Annotated in this window: 10 protein-coding genes; 8 read left to right on the forward strand and 2 right to left on the reverse strand. The window is 48.8% G+C overall.

Annotation, left to right across the window (positions count from 1 at the left end; genetic code table 11):
• Positions 1-31: 31 nt before the first annotated feature.
• Positions 32-1,564: a response regulator gene (locus tag AC0THY_RS06735; RefSeq protein ID WP_489993671.1), complete on the reverse strand. Its 1,533-nt coding sequence runs from the start codon at positions 1,562-1,564 to the stop codon at positions 32-34.
• Positions 1,561-3,414 carry a sensor histidine kinase gene (locus AC0THY_RS06740; RefSeq protein ID WP_489993672.1) on the reverse strand — a complete coding sequence of 618 codons (1,854 nt, stop codon included), beginning with the start codon at positions 3,412-3,414 and terminating at the stop codon, positions 1,561-1,563. The genes AC0THY_RS06735 and AC0THY_RS06740 overlap by 4 nt, the downstream gene beginning before the upstream one ends.
• A 255-nt stretch (positions 3,415-3,669) precedes the next feature.
• On the opposite strand from AC0THY_RS06740, the gene AC0THY_RS06745 reads away from it, so the two are divergent.
• From AC0THY_RS06745 to AC0THY_RS06780, 8 genes are all read left to right on the forward strand, one after another.
• Positions 3,670-5,055, forward strand: coding sequence for an ABC transporter substrate-binding protein (locus AC0THY_RS06745; protein WP_489993673.1), 1,386 nt, complete (start codon positions 3,670-3,672; stop codon positions 5,053-5,055).
• A 91-nt stretch (positions 5,056-5,146) separates the two neighbouring features.
• Entirely contained in the window at positions 5,147-6,013 is an 867-nt protein-coding gene (locus tag AC0THY_RS06750; protein WP_489993674.1) for a carbohydrate ABC transporter permease, read from the forward strand.
• Between the two features lies 1 nt (position 6,014).
• On the forward strand, positions 6,015-6,839 hold the full coding sequence (locus AC0THY_RS06755; protein WP_489993675.1) for a carbohydrate ABC transporter permease: 825 nt from the start codon (positions 6,015-6,017) through the stop codon (positions 6,837-6,839).
• 19 nt (positions 6,840-6,858) lie between these two features.
• Positions 6,859-8,097, forward strand: coding sequence for a Gfo/Idh/MocA family protein (locus AC0THY_RS06760; RefSeq protein WP_489993676.1), 1,239 nt, complete (start codon positions 6,859-6,861; stop codon positions 8,095-8,097).
• A 69-nt stretch (positions 8,098-8,166) separates the two neighbouring features.
• Positions 8,167-15,906, forward strand: a complete 7,740-nt coding sequence (locus AC0THY_RS06765; RefSeq protein ID WP_489993677.1) for a LamG-like jellyroll fold domain-containing protein — start codon at positions 8,167-8,169, stop codon at positions 15,904-15,906.
• A gap of 235 nt (positions 15,907-16,141) precedes the next feature.
• Entirely contained in the window at positions 16,142-19,510 is a 3,369-nt protein-coding gene (locus AC0THY_RS06770; protein WP_489993678.1) for a glycoside hydrolase family 97 N-terminal domain-containing protein, read from the forward strand.
• Positions 19,511-19,569: 59 nt separating this feature from the next.
• Positions 19,570-20,658 (forward strand): leucine-rich repeat protein, encoded by a 1,089-nt coding sequence (locus tag AC0THY_RS06775; protein ID WP_489993679.1) that lies wholly within the window; start codon positions 19,570-19,572, stop codon positions 20,656-20,658.
• A 35-nt stretch (positions 20,659-20,693) separates the two neighbouring features.
• On the forward strand, positions 20,694-22,847 hold the full coding sequence (locus AC0THY_RS06780) for a LamG-like jellyroll fold domain-containing protein (RefSeq protein WP_489993680.1): 2,154 nt from the start codon (positions 20,694-20,696) through the stop codon (positions 22,845-22,847).
• Positions 22,848-22,896: the final 49 nt, after the last annotated feature.

The raw sequence follows: 22,896 nt of genomic DNA on the forward strand, positions 1-22,896 counted from the left end.
CCGGGAGGGTACCGGCTGTTTTAGCCAAAATCTATTTCTTTGACCGTCCCCAGGCTGAGGGGGTCATGCCTGTCTCGTTTTTAAAAACCCTGCTGAAGTACCTGGCATCCTCATACCCACAGGCGGATGCCACGGTCTTGATATCCAGGTCTGGGGAAGTACAGAGCAGTTCCTTTGCGTGTGCCAGCTTTAAACTGTTGATGTACTGGAGAGGAGACTGGCCGTATTCCTTTTTAAAGATCCGGTTGATGTAGGAGTCCGTATAGCCAAACTCAGCGGACAGGTCCGAGAGGGAGAGCCTTTGTCGGTAATGGTTCTGAATGTACTGGTGGAGCTTGGCGCAAAGTGTGTTATTGGTGATAACTCCAGGAGCTGTCTCCGCCAGAGTGTGCAAAGCTTTGGAGTAGGCGTCAAAGCAGTCCGACAGGTTTGCATACTGGTAAAACTCTCCGAAAAAGGCGCCTGCCGCGGTCTGACAGAGGGAGGACTCCAGCTGGGTCAGCTGGGCAAGTGCCAGAAAGCCCTCATGCAGAAGGTCATAGATCACTGGCGCAGGCCGCTCCTCGCTTAGATACCGCTCTGTGGTGGTCTGCAGAAACGGAAGAAGTGCTCTCTCCGTACTCAGGGTATAGAGAACCGGAATGTCGTCTTTGCAGGATGCCAGGGAGGCATCTTTTGTGTCTTTTGGAAGAAACGGGAATACCTGCCTGCAAAAGGGGAGCACATGATCTTTGGAAAAAGATCGGATTTTTTTAGCGCATTCCCACAGTTCCGAATAGGGTATGGCTTCTGGGTAGATGATCCCCGTAAAGGGAAGGCTGTCGCAGTGTTCGCAGAGATATCTCTGGAGGGATAAGCAAAAGTAATCGGCAGGGTAGGAGCTGTCTTCCAAATGCAGAAGCAGAAATTTCTGGAGAGGGTATGCTTCGTCCACCACCCAGAGGTGCTCCAACCTTGGGAATTGGCGGAAAAAACCGGTAAGGTCCAGAGCTTCCCAGAGAGTGGTGCAATTCTTAACCGGCGGTGTTCCGTAGGAGGAGGGAGGATTGCCCAAGGTGAGATGAATCAGCAGTACTTCCTTTCCGGGAATCATATAGGGGGGCATGTCGTCCGGCAGGTTCCCCTTTAACGCAAGAGATAGAATTTCCCTTTTGCGGTCGTACTTCTCCTGGCGGATCTCATCAGCCAGCTTTGCAAACAGCTCTGAGAGAACGGGGAATGACACGGGCTTGAGCAGATAATCCACAACTCCGTAACGGATGGCTGTGCGGGCGTATTCAAAGTTGCTGTAGCCGCTCAGGATCACGATTCTTGTGCAGGGATAGAACTTCTGAACCTGATTGATGAGCTCCAGCCCATTGATGCCCGGCATCTCAATATCTGTGATCAGAATATCGCAGGGATTTTGGGACATCAGTTCCAGGGCCTCTTTGCCGGAGGCAGCTTTCCCGCACACCAGAAATTCCGGTGATATCTTTTCAATCTTTTTTGCAATATTGTTCAGGATGATGTCCTCATCCTCAGCGATCAGAACCGTTATTTTCTGTGTGTTGTCTGTGTTCATGCAAGTATCCCTCCAATCGTGATGGATGCACCTGTGACAGTGCCCTCTTTTTCTATATTTTCCAGTTTAAAGGTAAAGCTTTCCGTGTAGTACAGATGAAGTCTTAGATAGATGTTTGCAAGTCCCATCCCATCGATGGACAGTACCGGATGAGCGTTTGCTGTGTCAAATCCTCTTATTTTTTCATTGACGCTTTCAATGGCCTCTGGCGAGAAGCCATCTCCATTGTCCCGTATATTTACATACCAGCACCCGTCCAGGGTGAAGGAGCGGATAGAGATTTCCAGGATACAGGAGTCTTTGCGGGAATACTTGACACAGTTCTCTACAATGGGCTGTATGATCAATCGCGGGATAGGGATTGTGCGAAGCTGGCTGTCGTATTCATAGCAAAACCGGATTTTACTCCCAAAGCGAATAGACATCAGATCTGTATAGTTCCTGGTGTGATGCCACTCTTGTTCAAAGGTGGTTGCCTTGGAGATGTCTTCTGTGATGTACCGCAGCATTTCCGTCAGCTTAATACACATGACAGAGGCTTGTTCATCGTCATTCTCCTCAGCAATGATGGAGATGATGGTCAGGGTATTGTACAGAAAGTGGGAATCCATCTGTGCCTGCAGAGCCATCATCTGGGAGTGGATCGTCAGGGTGCGGGAGGCGATCGTGTCATCCATAGACCTTTTCAAACGCACCTGCATCCGGTTAAAGGCATCGTTCAGGATCTCCAGCTCATTGAAACCGGCATTTTGCAGATCCGTACTCTCCTTCTCTCCCAATTGTTCCAGATCCAGGGATGAGACCTTTTCCTTCAGGGCTATGATGGGAGAAGTGATACTGCGGGCAATCCGATAGGTAATCAGCATGAGGATCAGAATGGCACAGGCGAAAAACAGCAGGCAGATCTGCAGAAAGATCTGCTTATTCTGCACAATGTAGGACTCCGGAGTGACCAGCATCACAGAAAAGCCGCTGTCCTCTGAGCGGCAGGAGGCAATCAGTTCCGTCTGGCGGCTGCCTGTGTGTTTAAACAGATACTCCCGGCTGGTGTCCAGAGAGGTGTAATAGACAAGATCACTGTCCGAGAGAGAGGTGGGGTAGACCAGCTTATGACTCTGGTCAAAGATCAGCACCGTCTCCTCAGAGTGCTCAAAGTTCAGGAGTGTGTTCGCGATGATACTCTGCAGCTTGTCTACATTCATCTGAATCTCAATGATTGCCTTTGGTATGGATAGAGAGTAGCGCCCAAAGGAGCGGGAAAGGGTGAATACCTCTTTGTCCGGATCTGGCTCATACAAGACAGGATCACTGGGCGTTGCTATGCGTTTGGCTCCGTTCAGGTCCAGAATGGGCTGTATCAGCTTGTCATGGACTTCCGGGTCAGGAGTGTATGGCTTGTAGTAATATTCCTGACCAAAGGTGATCAGTGTATTGTCCGCCAGATTGACGATATTCATATGGTAAAAGTCCAGATCGTAACCGGTGATGGAGTAAATGCCTTTGCGGAAAGCCCAGTCCTTTGTTACATCATGGAGGGAGGCCTCCTCAAAAATATACTGGATCATGGAATCGTTTTCCAGAATCCGTTTTTGGATAGAGTTGACTTTTTCAATATACTGGTCTGTCTGATTGGAGATAATCTTGGCCAGCTGGCTGGAAGTCCTGCGCCGGTTTTCTAAAAAGTTGTGGTAAGAGGTTAAGTAGTAAAAGTTGGCGGCAATGATCACCAGCAGCAGAAAAACGGCTCCGTAGGCAAAGAATATTTTTGAGTTGAGAGAGTGGCGCAGCAGACGGGGCTTTTTGGTTTCTAAAACCCTGTGGCGTATGAGGCTAGGGGGGAGGTATTTCATAATCAGCACTCCTTTGTGTTTATCGCACATAAAATGCAAAATATTTATCTTGAATATTAGCAATAATGACGATTCCTATTTAATGTATATCACAGAACCGGGGAGATGTAAAGAAATATTCTTCGAAATAAAACTGTTCAGAAATGTCCACATCAGAGTTCAATATTGTGCATTTTATGTCTTGGGGTTTTCACGTATAATGAGCCCATAAACAAAATCTCATAGAAACGAGAAAAGGAAAGGGAGGAATTTTAGATGAGAAAAACATGGAAGAAATTGACTGCATATGGACTTTGCCTTGGAATGACAGCGGGTATGCTGGCAGGCTGCGGGGACAGCAAAGGCGCTTCAGAGAGTGCATCCGCAGGGGACACAAAGACTCAGAGTGAGGAGTCTAAGGGACAGGCCCAGGAGGGCAGCGAGAATGTCACGGAACCTGCAGCCAGCGGAGAACAGGTCACTCTCACCTTTGCGGCGTCCCAGAACTGGATACTGGATGTGGACAAGGATCTGGCAAAGAAGTTTGAGGAGGAGACCGGCATTGCCATTGACTTTCAGCTAAGCCCGGATGACCAGTACCAGACCATTGTAAAGTCCAAGCTGAACACCGGCGAGGGTCCGGACCTGTTCATGAGCTATTCCGGAACCAAGCTAAAAGACTTTAATCCTCAGAAGAACATGGTGGACCTCTCAGGTGAAGAGTGGGTAGGAAAGCTGGAGCAGTGGGCCATTGACGGAAATTCTATTGACGGTGTCCTGTACGCCCAGAACACAGCGGGTGTGGATGACACCAATGGAGTACTCTATAAACCGGCAGTGTTTGAGGAACTGGGCATCACAGTGCCTACCAACTATGCTGAGTTCAAGACAGCCTGCGACAAACTGCAGGAGGCGGGAATCACCCCAATTTATGAGTTTGTGAAGGACCTGTGGCACACTCATTACTGGATGGAGGGAGCCAGCGCACTGGCAGCCACCAATGATCCGGACCTCTACAAAAAATTGAACACCAATGAGATCGGATTTGCGGATGTGCCGGAATTCGTTACCGCCCTGGAACAGCTTCAGGAAATGTATGAAGCAAACTACTTTGGCGAGAACAGCATGTCCAACATTTATGACAACTCCTACGATGCGCTGACAAGCGGAAAATACGGAATGATCATCATCCACGGTTCCTACCCCAACGAGATTGTGAACAATATACCTGACGTAGACCCGGATGAGTACAGCATGTTCCCAAGCCCCCTTGCTGACAACCAGTATGTGACCCTGACTGCAGGCGGAACCACAAAGTGTATCAATGCCAGCAGCCCCCACATTGAGGAGGCAAAGCAGTACTTAAAATTCCTGGCGCGAGAAGATAACTTAAAGACCCTGTACAAAGAGAAGACTACCTATGTATCCTCCTCAGTGGAAGGAATTGAGGCAAGCCCCACCAAGGCGTTTAAGGATTTAAGGGAAAGAGAGGCAGGCGAACTTCAGGGCGCTGAGGCCAGTGTATACTTCTACGACGGCGGCAAGATCAGTGAGCTTTGCCAGGAGATGTTTGTGGGAACTCTGACACCCAAGCAGGTTTTGGAGGAGTTTGACACCTACCGCAGAGCCATTGCAAAGGATGCAGGTCAGGAAGGATTTTAAAACAGATTTCAACGTTCTATCTTTAAGCATAACGCCTGCGGGCGTTATGCTTAAAAAATAAGAGAAGGACGCACAAAGAAAGGAGCATGGAATGAACCATAAAAAGATTTATCCATCTTATTTTATTCTGCTTCCTTTGATCCTGTATGTAGTACTGTTTATCCTCCCCAGCGCCATGGGGCTGGCACTCTCCTTTACAGACTGGAACTCAGTGAGCGATGAAATACATTTTGTGGGCTTATCCCACTTTATTGAAATTTTTACCAACTCAAGGTACTTGATTGTGATTCGAAACACGTTGATTTTTGCTATCATTACCACCCTGTTTAAGAATGTAATCGGCCTGGGAATGGCCCTGGTTTTAAATAAAGAGTTCAAGACAAGGAATATTCTGCGAACTATCTTTTTCTTCCCGGTTATGCTGTCCCCTCTGATTATCGGTCTGGTCTTTAAATCCATCTACAATCCGGAATTTGGCGTGATCAATGAATTCCTGCGGGCAATTGGCATGAATGTGCTGGCAAAAGACTGGCTGGGCGACATTGGGACTGCCCTTGGAGCTGTGATCATCGTGGAGATCTGGCGTCTGGTGGGACAGAATATGGTAATCTATGTGGCAGGGCTGCAGGCGATCTCCGACGACTATCTGGAGGCAGCCGACATAGACGGAGCCGGAAAGTTCCAGAAGCTGATTTACGTGATACTGCCCCAGATGCTTCCCTCCATCACCATCAACCTGGTGCTGAACCTGATTGCAGGACTTAAAGTATTTGATCTGGTCTTTGTGCTCACCAACGGGGGGCCGGCCAGGATGACGGAGGTACTCAACACCCTGGTGTACAAGGAGTACAGCTCAGGACGGTATGGGTTCTCCACAGCGCTGGGATTCGTTATGTTTGTATTCACCTGCATCGTGGCATTTTCGGTGCTGAAAGCTATGTCAAAGGAGGAGGAGTGAGATGACGAAGCGCAGAAAGATCGGTAATCTTATAAAGGCCATTATATTGTGGGGAGTCTCCATACTAGTGTTTATTCCCCTCCTCATCATAGTATTCAACTCACTGAAAACCCAGGGAGAATCCGTTTCCATGCGGTTTGCGCTCCCGACAGAGTGGGTGTTTTCGAACTACAGCCAGGTGATGGAGCAGGTGGATGTGTTCGGCGCATTCCGAAATAGCCTGATCATTTCGGTCAGCACCGTGCTGATCGCTACCACGGGGGCAGCGCTGGCATCCTTTGTCATCTCCAGAAGAAAGACAAAGCTTCACCGTATGGCCTATTTCTTTTTCCTGGTGGGTCTGGTGGCGCCCCTGAACATGGTGCCTGCTGTGCTGGTACTTCAAAAACTGCACCTGATGAACTCTCTGCTGGGGTTGATCCTGCTGTACTCGGCTCTGGTTACACCCTTTACGGTATTTCTATATTACGGGTTTATCGGTACTGTGCCAAGGGAGATAGACGAGGCAGCCATCATTGACGGCTGCGGCCCCATCAGCCTGTTTGTGAAGGTGATTTTCCCGCTGTTAAAGCCAGTGACGGTGACTGTGGTAATCTTGAACTTTATGAATGCCTGGAATGATTTTATCACCCCGTTCTATGTAATTAATGAATCCGGAAAAATGCCTCTGACCACCATGGTCTACAGCTTTTTCGGACAGTTCCAGCGAAGCTGGAATCTGGTGTGTGTCATCATGGTAATGATTCTGGTACCCATCATCATTGTGTATGCGTTTGGACAGAAATATATTATAGCAGGTATGACTGCAGGAGCCGTGAAAGGCTGACAATAAGGAGGAGAGAGAAATGAAGCAAATAAAACTTGGACTGATCGGAGCCGGGGAGAGGGGGGCCAACTGCTATGCCCCCTATGCCCTGAAATACCCGGCAGAGGCAGCCTTTGTCTGTGTTGCAGAGCCTATTCGGGAGAGAAGGGACACCTTTGCCGAGAACCACAGCATACCAAAGGAAGACCGCTATGAGGATTGGCGGGACATGCTGGATAAAAACTATGAGCTGGATGGCATCATCATTGCCACCCAGGACCGGCAGCACTATGAACCGGCCCTAGCTGTGATTGAAAAAGGGTATAATCTGCTGCTGGAAAAGCCCATGGCTGAGACTGTGGACAGAACCCGTGAGATTGTGGAGGCTGCCGAGAAAAAAGGCACCCTGCTCATGGTCTGCCATGTGCTCCGGCATACCCCCTTCTTCCGGAAGATGAAGGAAGTGATTGACCAGGGAGTCATCGGGGAGATACAGTCTATCCACCATATTGAAAACATTGGCTTTTGGCATTTCGCACACAGCTATGTGAGAGGGAACTGGAGAAATACAGAGGAGACAACCCCTATGATTGTGGCAAAGTGCTCCCATGACACGGATATCATGAACTATCTTCTGGGTGGCAGAAAGTGCAAGCGGATTTCCTCCTTTGGATATCTGTCGCATTTTAAGGCAGAAAACGCGCCGGAGGGCGCAGCCATGACCTGTGTGGGATGCCCGCACAATAAGGCCTGCATGTACTCAGCCTATAAATATCTGGATGACAGGAAGCTGCGCAAGAATTTTAAGGATATTGTAATGCGTACGGATGACAACCAGAAGTTTTTGGAGTATCTCCTGAAATCCCCCTATGGAAGATGTGTCTACCACTGTGACAACGATGCCGTTGACCATCAGGTGGTGACCATGGAATATGAGGGAGGAGTGACCGCCTCCTGGCAGGCCTGTGCCTTCACCATGGATGTGATCCGGCAGACAAAGATCATGGGGACCAAAGGGGAAATTGAGGGATGCATTGATGATGACGAGTTTGTAATTAAAGATTTTGCCACGGGGCATGAGACAACCGTGCACATCCATACCCCCAAGACCCTTCACTCCGGAGGAGATGAGTGTATTATGGAGACCTTTACCAAGGCGCTTCGGAACCCCGAGGATGGGAACCTGATGTACAGCGCAGCGCTTTCGCTTCAGGGGCATGAAATGGCTTACGCGGCAGAGTATTCCAGAGCACATGGGGGTGTGGTGGTGGAACTCTGAACAGAGGATGTCAGATAATAAATAAAGAGACAGGGTGAAAAGCAAGAGCAGATTGCAGGAGGGACAAGGATGAACAGGTGGGTAAAAAAAGGATTTTCGTTACTTTTGTCTGCAGCTATGCTGGCGGCGGGAATGCCGGCGGCAGCGGACACGGCGAATGCGCAGGAAAAGGAAGCGGCGGAGACTGTGATTTATGCTGCTCCCACAGGGAGTGATACGGGGAGCGGTACAAAGGCAGATCCGGCCAGCCTCAAAAGGGCGAAAGCCCTGGCGCGCCAGGCCAGTGAGGCTGCAGACACAGATATTCAGGTGAGACTGGAGGGAGGAACCTATTACCTGGAGGAGACTCTGACTTTTACCAGAGAGGATTCCGGAAAGAATGGACACAGGATCATCTGGATGGCTGAGGATGAAAGTGACAAGCCTGTGATATCCGGCGGAAAGGAACTGGAGGGCAAGTGGGTGCTCCATGATCCGGAAAGGAACATTTATAAATACGAGGAGCTGGATGAGGATTTTGTGACCAGAGACCTCTATGTCAACGGTGCCAGGGCAATGCTGGCCAGGAGCCGCAGCAGTGTCTCGGGACTGCAGTACAGCACTTCTGATGCCGCATATGAGGGGAAGGCCGAGGGGCGGCTTGAGACGCTGGGCCTGAAGGGGAAGATTGCGGATACCGTCCGGGGATTTGGTGATATCAGCCAGCTGGAGGCGGTGCGCAATGTCAGATGGAGGCACTTTGAGGTCCCGGTGGACAAGGTGGAAGGAGACCTTGTCTATATGGAGCAGACGGCATGGAGGAACACCTCCACCACGGAACGTGTCCACTATGACTGGAACGGGGCATCCTGGAGAGCTTACAGCGGAGGTGTCACTTATTTCCAGAATGCTTATGCTTTTCTGGATGAGGCGGGTGAATTTTATCTGGACAATACCAGACATGTGCTTTACTACATACCCAGAGATGGGGAGGATATGGAGAGCGCACAGGTGGTGGCTCCTGTCCTGGAAAAAATAATGGTGGCAGAGGGCCGGGACACAGACAAGATTACCTATCCCCAGCCCGGCAGAGAAAAGGGGGGCATTGTGAATGAGAAGATCAAAAACATTACCTTCGAAAATATCTGCTTTCAGCACAATACCTTTCTGCGTCCCGGAACAGAAGACGGGTATGTGGGCACTCAGGGGGGACACACTCTCACAGGGCCGGAAGCCGAAGGAGCATTTTCCGATCCCTGGGGAAGCTATGCAGCGCCGCCTCACGGGGCAGTTTATGTCAACTCCGGAGACAGCATTGTATTTCGGGGCTGCAGTTTTTCCAAGATCGGCAGCACTGCGCTTGCGGTGACAAAGGGAAGCCGCAGCTGTACGGTTACAAAGAGCAGCTTCGAGGATTTGTCCGGAGGAGCCATCTATCTGGGGGAAAACAAACACACAAGCGACAAGGCAAAGGACCCCCATGCAAAAGGGCCCAGTTATTCCACCTCCGGCATTGTATCCCCCGAGATCATCCCCTTAGAAGAGCGGGAACTTTCCTATAACAATGAGATCTCCTACAACTTTGTGAATGATACCGGAAAGCAGTTTTCCGATACCTGCGCCATATGGTGCGGATATGAAAGTGATCTGAAGGTAATACACAATACAGTCCAGAATGTACCCTACACAGGCATCAATGTGGGATGGGGCTGGCGTGAGACCGGGCGCGTGAGCCATATGCACGACAATTATATTGCGTACAACCGGATCATTGATTATATGAAAAAAGAGACAGATATGCACGACGGCGGTGGTCTCTATATGATCAATGCCATGCCTGGAACCGTTGTGGAATATAATTATTTTAACCGCAATGGTGTGGACAATGCCGTCTATTTTGACGCTGGGCTTGACTATGCTACCCTGCGAAACAATGTGATGACGAATATTGAATACAAATGGGTATCCGCAAACGCAGTGGGGCTGCATCGGGGCATGGTGGCCTATAATAACTACATGCAGAAGGGCTACGGAACCACCAACGGAAGGCCTGACTATACGTTTGACGGAGAGTATACGATTTTGGGGGACAACTATACTTATACGAAAGTCCTTCCTGTGGAGGCGGAGGAAATTGTCCGCAACGCGGGCTGCGATGCGCCCTATGAGGAGAGTTCCTTCGAAAATCCCCTGGATGGGGCTGAGATCCTGTACTACAATCTGGCGGAGGGAAAACAGGCGTCCCAGTCATCCGGCAAGGATGCACAAAAGGCAGCGGACAATAATATAAATACCGTCAGCGCCACAGACACGCAGGAAGATCCCTGGTGGCAGGTGGATATCGGGCGGATACAGAAAGTAAAGTCTTTGGATATTCACAGCCCCCAGCCTCTTGGAGAGGGGTGGGTACTGATTTCAGAGAACCCATTCGGGGAGCGCACCGTGCAGGAACTTCTGGAGGATGCGTCTATTGTCAAAACAGCCTTTTATGGGGAGAGGAGCAGTTTTCGGACAAAGGTTGCAGAGAAATGTCAGGGCAGATATGTACGCATAGTGCTCACAGGTACAAAGGCTATGAAGCTTCAGGAGGTAAAGGTGAATCTGGATATGGACAGCCAGTATGTGCCTTATCTGAAGGATACGGAGAAAACTTTGAATCTGGCAAAGGCCAGGGATGTGTCTTATGAGATCTATACTTCAGGAAATCCCATCTCTGGTGTCATATTAGATGGCAAAGAGCTTCCAAAAGATGCATATGAAGTTCAGGAAACCGTGCTGACCAGAAACAGCTTTCTCTCAGAGGAATATCTGGCAGAGTACTTGGAAAAAGTAGGTGAGAGCAACCAGTGGTATGCCCAGTTGAAGAAGCATCTGGAAAGTATCCGGGATGAGCCAAAACAGGAAAAAGGCGCTGTATTGACACTGAAAAAGCAATATCTGGTCAGTCATACATCACCGGGCTCCTGCACAGTGGAAGTACAGTTTGAAAAGGGCATGGAACTGACGCTTGGACTGACGCTTTACAGCAAGGAACCCAAAACACTCGCTCAGTATGATTTTGAAGAGACCCAGACCAGTCAGGCCGTAGAAGACAGAAGCGGAAACGGGAATCACCTGGACATAAACGGCGGTGCCAAGAGGGTACAGGAAAGTGTCAACGGGCAGGCAATTGCCTTTGACGGATCAGGCGCAGCCAGAAAGAAGGGCTGTGTGAGTCTGGACAAACTGGAGAAGGAACTGCAGATTGACTTTTTTGTAAAAATTTTGCCAAGGGCGGAGGGGAACGCCCAGCTGATTAATAAACGGGCCATGGGGAAAACCACCGGATTTATGGTGGATTTGACGAAGACAAATGTGCTGCGGTTTACAGCGGGAGCAGGGGGAAATGTAATCAACACCCTGCAGCCTTTAAGTGAAAATAAGTGGTACCATGTGACCTGTACCTACCGGAATAAAAAGATGCAGCTATACTTAAACGGCGAACTGCAGTCAGAGAAGACTCTGGGCAGTGAAGCGGTGCTCGGCAATGACCTGGCGCTCAGCCTCGGAAAGCATGCGGATGACACAGAACCGTTTACCGGGCTGCTGGATGAGATTTTGATTCAGGATACCGTGGAGGATACCACAGCACCCCTGGTACTGGATTCACAGCCGGAACAGGGAGAAATGAAGGCAGAGCTTTCGGAAAAGCTGAGTATATATTTTTCAGAGAATGTCAAAATGGCAGACAATGCGGCAGTCAGATTGACCGCTGATGGCAGAACTGTGGGTGTCTCTGCAAAACACAATGGAAGAAAACTGGAGATCGTACCTGAAAATGGGCTGAGATATGGAATATCTTACAAGCTATCCATTCCGGCAGGGACTGTGGCAGATGAGAGCGGAAACGAACTGCAGAACAGCTTTTACCTGAGTTTTACAACCAGAGAAGGCCAGGGAACCCCCTTTATATGGGATGAAAATCTGACCTATTACAGGACACAGCCTGCGGACGTAGAAGTCTCTCTCTCCATGCAGGGAAGAACACTGGAAAAAGTGATGATCGGTGAAGAGGAGGCGGATGGGTCCAGCTGGAGCTGTGATAAGGGAAAACTGATTCTGAAAAAAGAGCTTCTTGAGAGATCGGCAGGTGAAAGGGCAGAATTTACTCTGGCCTTTGGCGATGATATATCAATACCCCTCACCATCCATTTGTCCAACGCAATGCCGGAAATGGAAGTGCTATCCTTTGATTTTGCCGCAGCAGAGGACCGTGTCATAAGGGATCTGAGCGGAAACAGCAATGACGGCATTGTAAATAATCCCCAAGCGGTTCAGAGTCAGGAGGGAATCGGCAGCTTACTGAATCTGAATGGAACAGCGGACAATACGGTTGAGGTAAAGGATTCCCCCACACTCCACTCCTTTGAAAGCTTATGTCTGGACTTCTGGATGAAGGGACCGGACCAGGTGGAAAAGACCATGACCATCTTAAGCAAAAAGGGAATGGGACAGGCCGGTTTTGGTCTGGAGCTCTATGCAGATGCTTCCCTGAACTTTGTAATCCGCCACAGCAAGGGGGGAAATTCCACAGTCCGCACAGCCCCGGACACCATCAAAGTGGGCCAGGAGGCAGAATGGCAGCACATTAAGGCTGTGTTTGACAATAACATCAAAGAAATGAAAGTGTATGTGGATGGCGAACTGCTAAAATCAGCAAAAGCAGAAAACGTGACATTCGATACCATCAATAATGCAAATGCAAGTCTAGCGATCGGCTGGGCCTATCAAAATGGAGTAAACCCGGAAAGTAAATACAGCTTCCTGACCGGACAGATTGCAAACCTGCATATCAGCAACGGGGTACGGGATGTGGAGAGCCCTCAGTTAGTGTCCGTTGAACCGGAGGATGGAAAGACAGGGGCAGCTCTGGACACCAGTGTACAGGCTGTCTTCAGCAAAGAGATCCGTATCCGGGAGGAGAAAGAGCACACCATCTGCCTGCGTTCAGCGGCAGCCAAAGAGACAGTCAGCACGGTTGTGAGCGCAGCAGGAACCCGTCTGACGATCAAGCCGGTAAAGAAGCTGGCATATGGCACTGTCTATGAAGCAGTGATACCGGCCGATGCAATCGAGGACAGCAGCAAAAATACTTTGGATGCTGGGCTAAAAGTAAGCTTTACCACATTGACAGGAAAGCCGTATATTACCGGAGCCAAAGAAGCTGAATACGATTCTGAGAATCCGGCAGAGATCACAGCAGGGCTGGTACTAAGTGGAAACACCATAATAGAAATCCGCAGCAAAGAAAGTATACTTGGGAAGAATGATTACGCCTTGAATGGGGAGAAGATTGTATTTTCCAGGAGCTACCTGGATGGTATAAAAGATAGCACAGAGCTGACGTTTGTGTTCAGCAATGGGTACGAAGACCGCTTTTACATTCAAGTGGTAAAGCATGAGACAGTAGCAGAGTATCACTTGGATGGAGCGGACGGAGTGGTGACTGACCTTACCGGATATGGTAACAGTGGTGAACTGAACACTGGCAGCGCAATTGTAAAGGACATAACAATGGGGGACGTGCTCTCCTTTGACGGCTCCCCAAATTCCGCCATTCAGATCGGAAACAGTGATTCCCTGAGCAGTTTCCGGGATTTGAATATAGAACTGTGGATGAAAGTACCCAAAAAGAATGCTGCTACACAGACCATTGTACACAAGAAAGGCATGGGAGCAGCCGGGTTTGCACTGGAGCTCCAGGCAGACCAGTCCCTGAACTTTGTCATACGCAAGAACGGCGGAAATGTGAACCTGAAAACAGAGGCAGGGCTTATCACAACCGGGGAGGAGGCAAAATGGCATCACGTCAAAGCTGTCTATGACCGCCGGGCGCAGACGATGACCATGACGGTGGATCAGACAGAGAAGAGTGTGGCAGCCGCAGGGGTTACAGCCGCTACTCTGAACAATACCGCTATCAACCTGAACCTGGGACACAGTGTCAACGGGACCACAGCAGACACGGAAAAAGCCAGCTTTTATAAGGGATATCTGGCATATCTCGCCCTCTCCAACACAGCAAAGGATGTGACGGCACCCAGAATCCTGGCGGCGGATGTGGCAGAGGGACAGGTGACAGGCACTGAAAGTCCTGTGGGAATGATTGTCAGTGAGACGGATGTTCAGGTGGATGATGGGAAAATCGCACTAAGAGAAGAGGACGGGGGCGCGGATGTTGAGTTCACTGTTCAGGTGACAAAGAACCGGGTGGAGATTATTCCCAAAGGCCTGAAAAACGGAACCGCCTATCAGCTTTCCGTAAAGAAGGGCGCTTTCGTGGATAAAGCCGGAAACTTTTCAGAGCATACCTTTGTCCGAAACTTTGTCACAGAGAAAGCAGCGGTGGATTTAGAACCGCTTCGGAAGCTGTATGAGGAAAAGAAGAAAATCACCGGGGAAGACTATACAGAGGACACCTATGAGAAACTGCAGGATGCATTAAATACGGCAAAAGAAGTGTTGGACAAGGGGGAAGAGGCAGAACAGAAAGAGGCGGACCAGGCATACGAGACACTTATGACAGCCGCAGACGGACTGACGCTGAAGAAAGCGGAGAAAGGCAAGCTTCGGGAACTCCTGGAAAAGGAACAAGACAGAGATCTCACATATTACACCAAGGACAGCACAGAGGACTACTTAACTGCACTGGAAACGGCAAGGACAGTGGAGAGTGATGAGACATTGACCATCCGAGACCAGCAGAGAGTGGAGGATGCGAAAACGGCCCTGGAGGAAGCTATCCGTAAACTGAGGGTTTCTGAGGCAACCAGGGAGGCTCTCCGTCAGAAACTGGAGGATGCCAAAGGGGCAGATGAAAGTCTCTTTACGGAGGAGAGTGTGACAGCGCTTGCGCAGGCTGCCCAAAAAGCGGAAGATCTTTTAAATGACCCGCAGCTGGATCAAAAAACGCCGGAGGAAATTCGCGAAACCATGGAGACTCTGGAGAAGGCATTGGACAGTCTGGTATACAGAGCAGCGGATACAAAGGCTCTGGAGGAGGAACTGGCTAAGGCAGACAGCCTGGAAGATGCGGATACTTACACAGAGGAGACGGTAAAGGCGCTGCGGGAAGCGGCGGATCAGGCGAGAGAACTGCTGAAGAGAGAGGGCTTAAATATTACCCACCAGGCAGCGGTTGATGATATGACCAGGCAGTTAAAAGCAGCCCTGGAGGGATTGGAGAAAACCAAAGAAGATCCCACGCCGGACAAACCGGACCCGGAGAAGCCGGATGACTCCAAGCCGGACCAGCCGGAACCGGTAATGGTGAAAAAAGTAACCATAACCGGAGAATCTAAAAAGATAGCGGCAGGGAAGAAGATTGGCCTGAAGGTTAAGATCAGTCCTGCAAATGCCACAGACCCGAAGGTGGAGTGGAGCAGCAGTAACCGCAGATATGCGTCAGTGGACAAGAATGGTAAAGTGACCGTGAAGAAAGCAGGGGCAGGAAAGACGGCGGTGATCACTGCAAAGGCGCTGGACGGAAGCGCAAAGAAGGCCAGCTATAAGATAAAGATTATGAAAAGGGCTGTGAAGAAGATCCGGCTGACTGCCAAGACCAAGACCGTCAAAGCAGGAAGGAAGCTGCAAATCACAGCGAAGCTGGCGCCATCCACCAAGATCAACCGGGATATGAAGTGGAGTGTGAGCAACAGTAAGTACGCTAAGGTCAGCCGGAAGGGACTGCTGACAACGAAAAAGGCAGGAAAAGGCAAACGTGTGACTGTGACTGCCAGGGCTTTGGATGGAAGCGGGAAGAAGGCGTCCATTCGGATTCGGATCAAATAGCTTATAGGTTTAAGGGGCTTCTTTAAATATTAATATGCTCCCTTCTAAGCAGACAAGTGAATCAATAAAAACTTGTCTCTTAGGAGGGGGCATAGTTTATTTTAACTCCCGGGAGTTGTGGTATTTGATGAGTCTGACAAATAAGATATTAAAGAATTTATGTAAGATATTATATTTACGTTGTCTTTTTCGTATGATATATGTACTATTATAGACTAATTAGGAGGAAAATTCTATGAATAAGGAGAGGGTATTTTTTTGTAAACGGCTACTCCCCATGCTGCTGACTGCCTTTGTGATTGTTGCCGGGGTTTTAACAGGGGACTTGTTCGAACACGGGGGAAATGAGGTTCAAGCTGCTCCCGCAGGTGCACAGATGATCAGCGCACCGGACGTTGATTTACAGATGTATCTGTGGCTTGAGGACGGGAGACCATATTACAGTATTGTTTTTAAAGACCAGGAGATAGTGAGAGCTTCCAGGATCGGGCTGGAAACCTCGCTGGGCAGTCTGTCAAAGGATTTTACTGGAATTCGTGTGATATCCAGTGACTCGGGCGACAGTACCTGGTCACCGCTGGTGGGCGAAAAAGCGGAGATACAGGATAAATACAATGCCAAGACATTTCAGTTAGAGCAAAGTGGAGACCTGAGTCTCGCAATCGAAATGAGGGCATATAACACCGGTGTGGCATTCCGCTATCTGCTTCCAGATGCATCTGATCACGGAAATTATCGTATAACGGAAGAACAGACCAGATTTGACTTTGCACCTGAGGGGATTGTACTCTGTCATGAAAACGGACAACAGCAGACTCCGTCAAAATATAAGATCGGCGATCTGCAATCGAAGACAAGCAGGATATACCCGCCCCTCACGGCAGTATTTGACGACGGGCCGGCAGTTACGTTGGCTCTCTCAAAGTTAAATAACTATGCCTACAGTTTATTAAAAAGCAACGCCGAAGGGCGCTTAAAGCCGGAGGCATCCACGGTGAATGTCACAGAGGAAGGACCGGAAGCGTCTCCTTACTGGACATTTGTTGTGGGGGAGAACCTTGCAGAGCTGCCAGTCAACAAAGAAATTATTCTCAATCTGAATGATGCGCCGGATGAGGACAAATATCAGTTCAGTGAATGGGTAAAGCCTGGAAAAGCACTGATGATGGGCATGTTTAATGAAACTACCGAGTCAATGAAGCTCCAGATCGATACTGCGAAAAAATGCGGACTTCAATACCTGCTGATGGATTTTGGATGGTATGGTCCGGAGTTTGCAAAAAAATCTGATCCAAGACTGGACCCTGAAAAACTGCAGCCAGATCCCAATGATTCCCCTGAAATTGCTGCGGCAAAAGATTTTATGAGACCCTATGTTCCGCGCAGCGGGGTATTCGATGCGACCGGGAGGCCATTTAACGTATATGAGGATTGTCCCTGGGGAGGGAACATCCAGATGGCTCCCAGCCTGGACATACCGGAAATCGTAAAATATGCGAATTCTCAGGGGGTGGGGATATTTCTCTATGTGAATGATGTGCAGTTAAATGACAAGCTCAACCGGTTTGAGATCGAAGAGCTTTTTGAGCAATTCGTATCCTGGGGCGTCTCGGGAGTGAAACCCGGATTTGTACCGGATAAAACCCAGGAGGCAGAAAAGAGTACGCGAAGATTGGTAGAGATTGCTGCGAAATACAAGCTAATGCTTACTGTACATGATGAATGGGCTGAAACGGGAATATCAAGGCAGTACCCCAACTTACTCAGCGCGGAAGGCGTGCTCGGCGATGAGGGGCTGAGGACTTACCATGTGGAAGGGGATGTAAATGCTCTATTTTCCAGAGGTATCCAGGGATTTGCAGATCATACCACCTGTTATCCGGGCAAGGCATCCAGAGGATATCAACTGGCATCCGCCGTACTGTGGCCAACCGGTCTGAATTGCCTCTACTGGCCATGGGCAAATACTGATACCAATAACCGCGCCACAATTGAGAGTCTGCCGGCTCAGGAGCGGGAATTCTGGAAGTACATGCCGGCCACCTGGGATGAGCTCGTGATTTTGAATGCGGATCTTTCAGAATCAGCCGCTACAGCCAGACGGACAGGAGATGAATGGTATCTGGGAGGAATCAGCGCCGCTTCAAAATATTTGAAGCTTCCTTTGGATTTCCTTACACAGGGGGACCAGTATGTAGCGGAGATATACTTTGACCGAAAAGGAAACAATGGTAACAACAGCAACCGGGATAACCATACGTCAAGCGCTGAGCTGCTATTTGCACGGTATAGGGTTGACAGTAATACGATAATCGGCCGCCAGATGGAATTTGGAACAGGAATCGCCGTACATATCCGGCCACTGGAGGCAGGGGATGAAAATCTGCCGGATTATACAAGCTATCACCAGCTTGAAGATTTGGTTAACACCTGTGAACAGTTGTATCCGGATGTCTACAGTCCGTCTTCATGGGAAACATTTGAGTCTGCGCTAAGGAAAGCCAGGACCTATGTTGGCGGTGAGGTACATGCAGATAATGAACTGCTGAAACAAGTATATACCACCCTCATAAATGCGTACGAAGGACTGGTGAAACTGGCTGAGCCAATGATTGCGGATGCGGATGGAGATGTGACAATTCAAAGCTGGATCAACAGTTCGGCCAATGAGCAGAAGAGAAACTATGGCGGCGCCGGTATACTGAGGTTATTGTCCATGCCTTCAGGGGTATATGGGAAGTATGGCGAGTCGGAGAATACAGTGGATGTCTATAGCCTGGATGCTAAGATTTCACTTATCAGATTCAATATTGAAGAATTAAAGGCTGATCGGAAGCTGGTGGGAGGCAAGCTCTATCTGACCTACAATGGACTTAAAACGGACAACGGCAAAACCCAGACTTCACTGGCCGCAGCCAGGGTGATAGATCCAAACTGGACTGAGGGCACCGGAAACGATGGGGGAGATAAAAACGATGGAGTAATGTGGAACCATTTAAGAGCCGGTCAGGATTATCACTTAAAGTTTGATATGGAGACCTTGTGTGAATCGGAACCGTTCGCTCTGTCTTCGCCATCAGGGACGAGGATTACCATTGATGTGTCGAAGATTCTGGAAAAAGCGCCCAAGGGTGAAAAGTATATTAGCTTTGCCCTGTTTGAAACAGCAGGGGCGGAGATCCAGCTTTACAGCCGGGAGGGCGCAGGAGAGTCGAAGGCATATCGGCCTACGCTGGCCTTACAGTTGGGGGCTACCGACCGTATGGAAGTGAAAGACGTCTCGGTGTATGACAGCAACAATCAACCTTTGACCAGCCTTACCTCTGATACCATGAAAACGGAACTGACCGTTTGGAACGGGTATTCAGGAGAGACGGCTGCCACCATGTCCGTAGCGGTCTATGCACCTGATGGAAAACTCGTTCATTTGGAGAGAGAGAACAAGTCTATCCGGGCATTTACTAAAACCGTTTGTCAGGTTGAGGTCCACATGCCCGAAAACGTACAGGGGCAGTATGCAAAGAATGGGTATTATGCAAAAGTTTACCTGTGGGAGAGTGGTACCGGAAAACCGTTAACAGAGGGAATCCATCTTTTTAAATAATTAGTAATCCAAAAAGGAACTCATTAAGGTCAAGGGAACGTAGAAATGGAGGAAAGAAAATGCGAAAAACGATTAAAAAATTGTTTGTTTTAGCGGCATCTGTATGCATGCTGTGCGGGATTGGAGTCATGCCGGTATCGGCGAAAACCACAGATGTAACCATTACCGCGAATCAGCAAAGCAAAACGGTCAGCGTCACGGCGGAAAATGCAGCAATCTCAGGAAAAGATATTTCCGTAATCTGTTATAACCCGTCATGGGATCAAAACCCGGCTAATATTGAGGGGAATCTGGATAAAATCGAATATCTGGATCAGTACACCATGACGAATGGCAAGGTATCCTTTACGTTTCCGCTTAGCGGCACTCCTGTGGAAGGCGAGTATGCGCTGGTGATCGGTTCTGAGGATGCACAGTCACCGCTGGTAAAGAAATTCCGGGTAAAATCCAGTACTCCTCAGGAGGGAGATAAAACGAACCTGACACAGACCGTAAAGATGTACGAGGCCATCCAAAAGAATAAATATACGACAGAGAGCTGGGCGGTATTTGAGACACAGCTAAAAGCAGCGAAAGCCATCCTGAGTAAACCCGGCGCCTCACAAAAAGAGATTGATGCTGCCCTGTCTGCACTGAAGACAGCCTACAGCGGCCTGACTGAACGGAAGCCGGAACCAATACCAGAACCAAAACCGGAACCGTATTTAAAAAAGGGTACAAAAATAAAGTATAAGAATGGCACTTACGCCGTTTTACAGGCATCAAAATCAGTCAAAGCAGTTACTTTTGTAAAACCCAATAAGAAAACGCTCAAGAGTTTCGTGATTCCGTCCAATATAGTATATAAAGGCCAGAGCTACAAGGTAACCGCTGTGTCGGCGAAAGCATTCTATAAGAATAGAAAACTGGGAAAAGTGACCATTGGAGCAAACGTAAAGCAGATCGGAAACTACGCGTTTAAAGGCTGCGGTAAGTTAAAGACCATCAGCATTAAAGGTAAATCAGTGACAAAGTTTGGAAAAGGAACCTTCCAGTCAATCAACAAGAAGGCGAAATTTATGATACCGTCAAAGCAATATAAGAAGTATAAAAAAGCGATCATCAAGGCGGGAGCTAAGAAAACGATGACCTTTAAAAAAACAAAATAAGGTGAGAGGAAATTTAAAAGAAGGGAGGGGGAGAGGTGAAAAAAACATCGGGAAGCAAAAAGATCATCCCCGTCTGTATGGTTTTAGCTATTTTATTGTTTGCCTTCATAAAACCTGGGAATTGGCCGTTGGGCTTTTACAATCTGAACGTTTATGCGCAGGATATAGCTTCAAACCAAAGCAGAGCCATAGCGGATAAGGCCGCGCCGCCTAAAGAAGCGTACGGAAACATCTATCTGGCGGATTCCGTAGATGGCATCAAAATCCGGTGGAATTCCGGCAATCCAGATATCATCACGGATCAGGATAACGGAAGATATAAAAAAGGAGTGGTGACAAGACAGGATGAGGATACTGTTGTAAGGCTGACGGCTTCGTTTACAACAGATGGGAAAGAGCAAACACAGAACTATGATGTTACAGTCAAGGCGAAACCTCCGAAGCAAGAAGATATGGAGGCATATCTGATGGTGACGTTTGGACAGGACCAATTTCCCCACCAGAGTGAGAAAATATTATTCCTGGTATCGGAGGATGGTTTGAACTGGGATGTTCTGAATGAGGGGAATCCAATCTTCACAAGTACGCTGGGCTCAAGAGGTCTGAGAGATCCGCAGATTGTCCGTTCACCTGAGGGAGACCGGTTCTTTATGGTAGCGACAGACCTGAAATCCACTGAGACCGGATACGATACGAGAACTGGTTCCAAATCCATCATGGTATTTGAGAGCGCGGATCTGGTAAACTGGGAGCCGCAGAGGATGGTGAAGGTAGCGCCGGATGATGCCGGGTGCGCGTGGGCACCGGAGAGCAGCTACGATAAGGAAACCGGTGATTATCTGGTGTACTGGTGTTCTACAACCGGATGGGATAATTTCAAGCGGCAAAGAATCTATTGTGCCAGGACAAGAGACTTTAAGAATTTTTCAGAACCGGTCGTGTATATGGAGAAAGAAGGATATGATTTAATTGATATCAGCATCCTGACCGAAGGCGATACTTACTATCGGTTCGTCAAAGATTGTGATCCGGTGGCGATTATCATGGAGCAATCCAAGTCGTTATCCGGCCCCTTCACACCGGTGGAGGGCTACACGTTAGCGACAACGACCGGCTTTGAGGGCCCGGCTGCCGTGAAGGTAAACGGAGAGAAGAAATGGTATCTCTATCTGGACCGCCATATGGAGAATAAAGGCTATGGGGTATATGAGACCACCGATCTAGACAGCGGAAATTTCACACCTGTTAAGACTGCGGTGGAAGATGGGATGACATCACCGGTCACCTTAAGACATGGAGGCGTGCTGCCGATTACCCGGGCGGAGTATGAGAGACTGATCGAGCGCTATAGCCCCAAGGATGTGGTGACAGATAAAAAGGAGCTGCTTCACTATAACTTCACTGAAAACGAGAATGGGTCTTTAAAAGATTTATCAGGCAACGACCATACCGGAACGGTAAAAGGCGGCGCAGTGGTGAAGGATGGCATGATCACCTTCGATGGCGTTGATGATTATGTGCAGATGCCAAACGGAATCCTTAAAGACTGCAGCAATGCGACCATCACCGTAAACATAAAACCGGAACAGGAGAAACAGAACGTGTTTGCATGGACCTTTGGGAATTCTTCGTCTGACGGCTACATCTTCATGAATCCTATAAATCCCGGCGGCTCCTTAAGGACTGCAGTGACAAAGAGCGACTGGAGCGGGGAGAGGGGCATAAATATCAACGGTTTGCCGGTAAATCAGTGGTCAAGCGTTACGGTTGTATGGAAAGGGGCAAACTCTAAGATTTATGTTGACGGAGAGCTAAAAGGAAGCGCGGACTTGAGCATTTTACCATCGGAACTGGGGGATACCATTCAAAACTACCTTGCAAAATCGCAATATGCAGGGGATGCGTATTTCAAAGGGCAGATGCGGGATTTCAGGGTCTGCAACTACGCCTTTAGCAGCGAAGAAGTAAGGAGACAGTCGGATATGCATGCTGTGGAGAATCGGACGGATGGAGGCATGAAAATTACAGCAGTATATGATAAACAGGGTACATTAAAAGAAAAAAAGGTTGAGCGCTATGAAAAAGGCACCAAGATTGACAGCCCACAGTTAAATGAAAATGAAGAAGCAAAGATATTTATCTGGGATGAGAAGCAGCGGCCTCTCATGGATGCATTTGTTTTTAAATAAGTTATAAAAACGATTGCGGGGTCCAAACCATTCTGGTTTGGGCCCCTGT

It is taken from the genome of Ruminococcus sp. 8Y-12, from assembly GCF_058119865.1.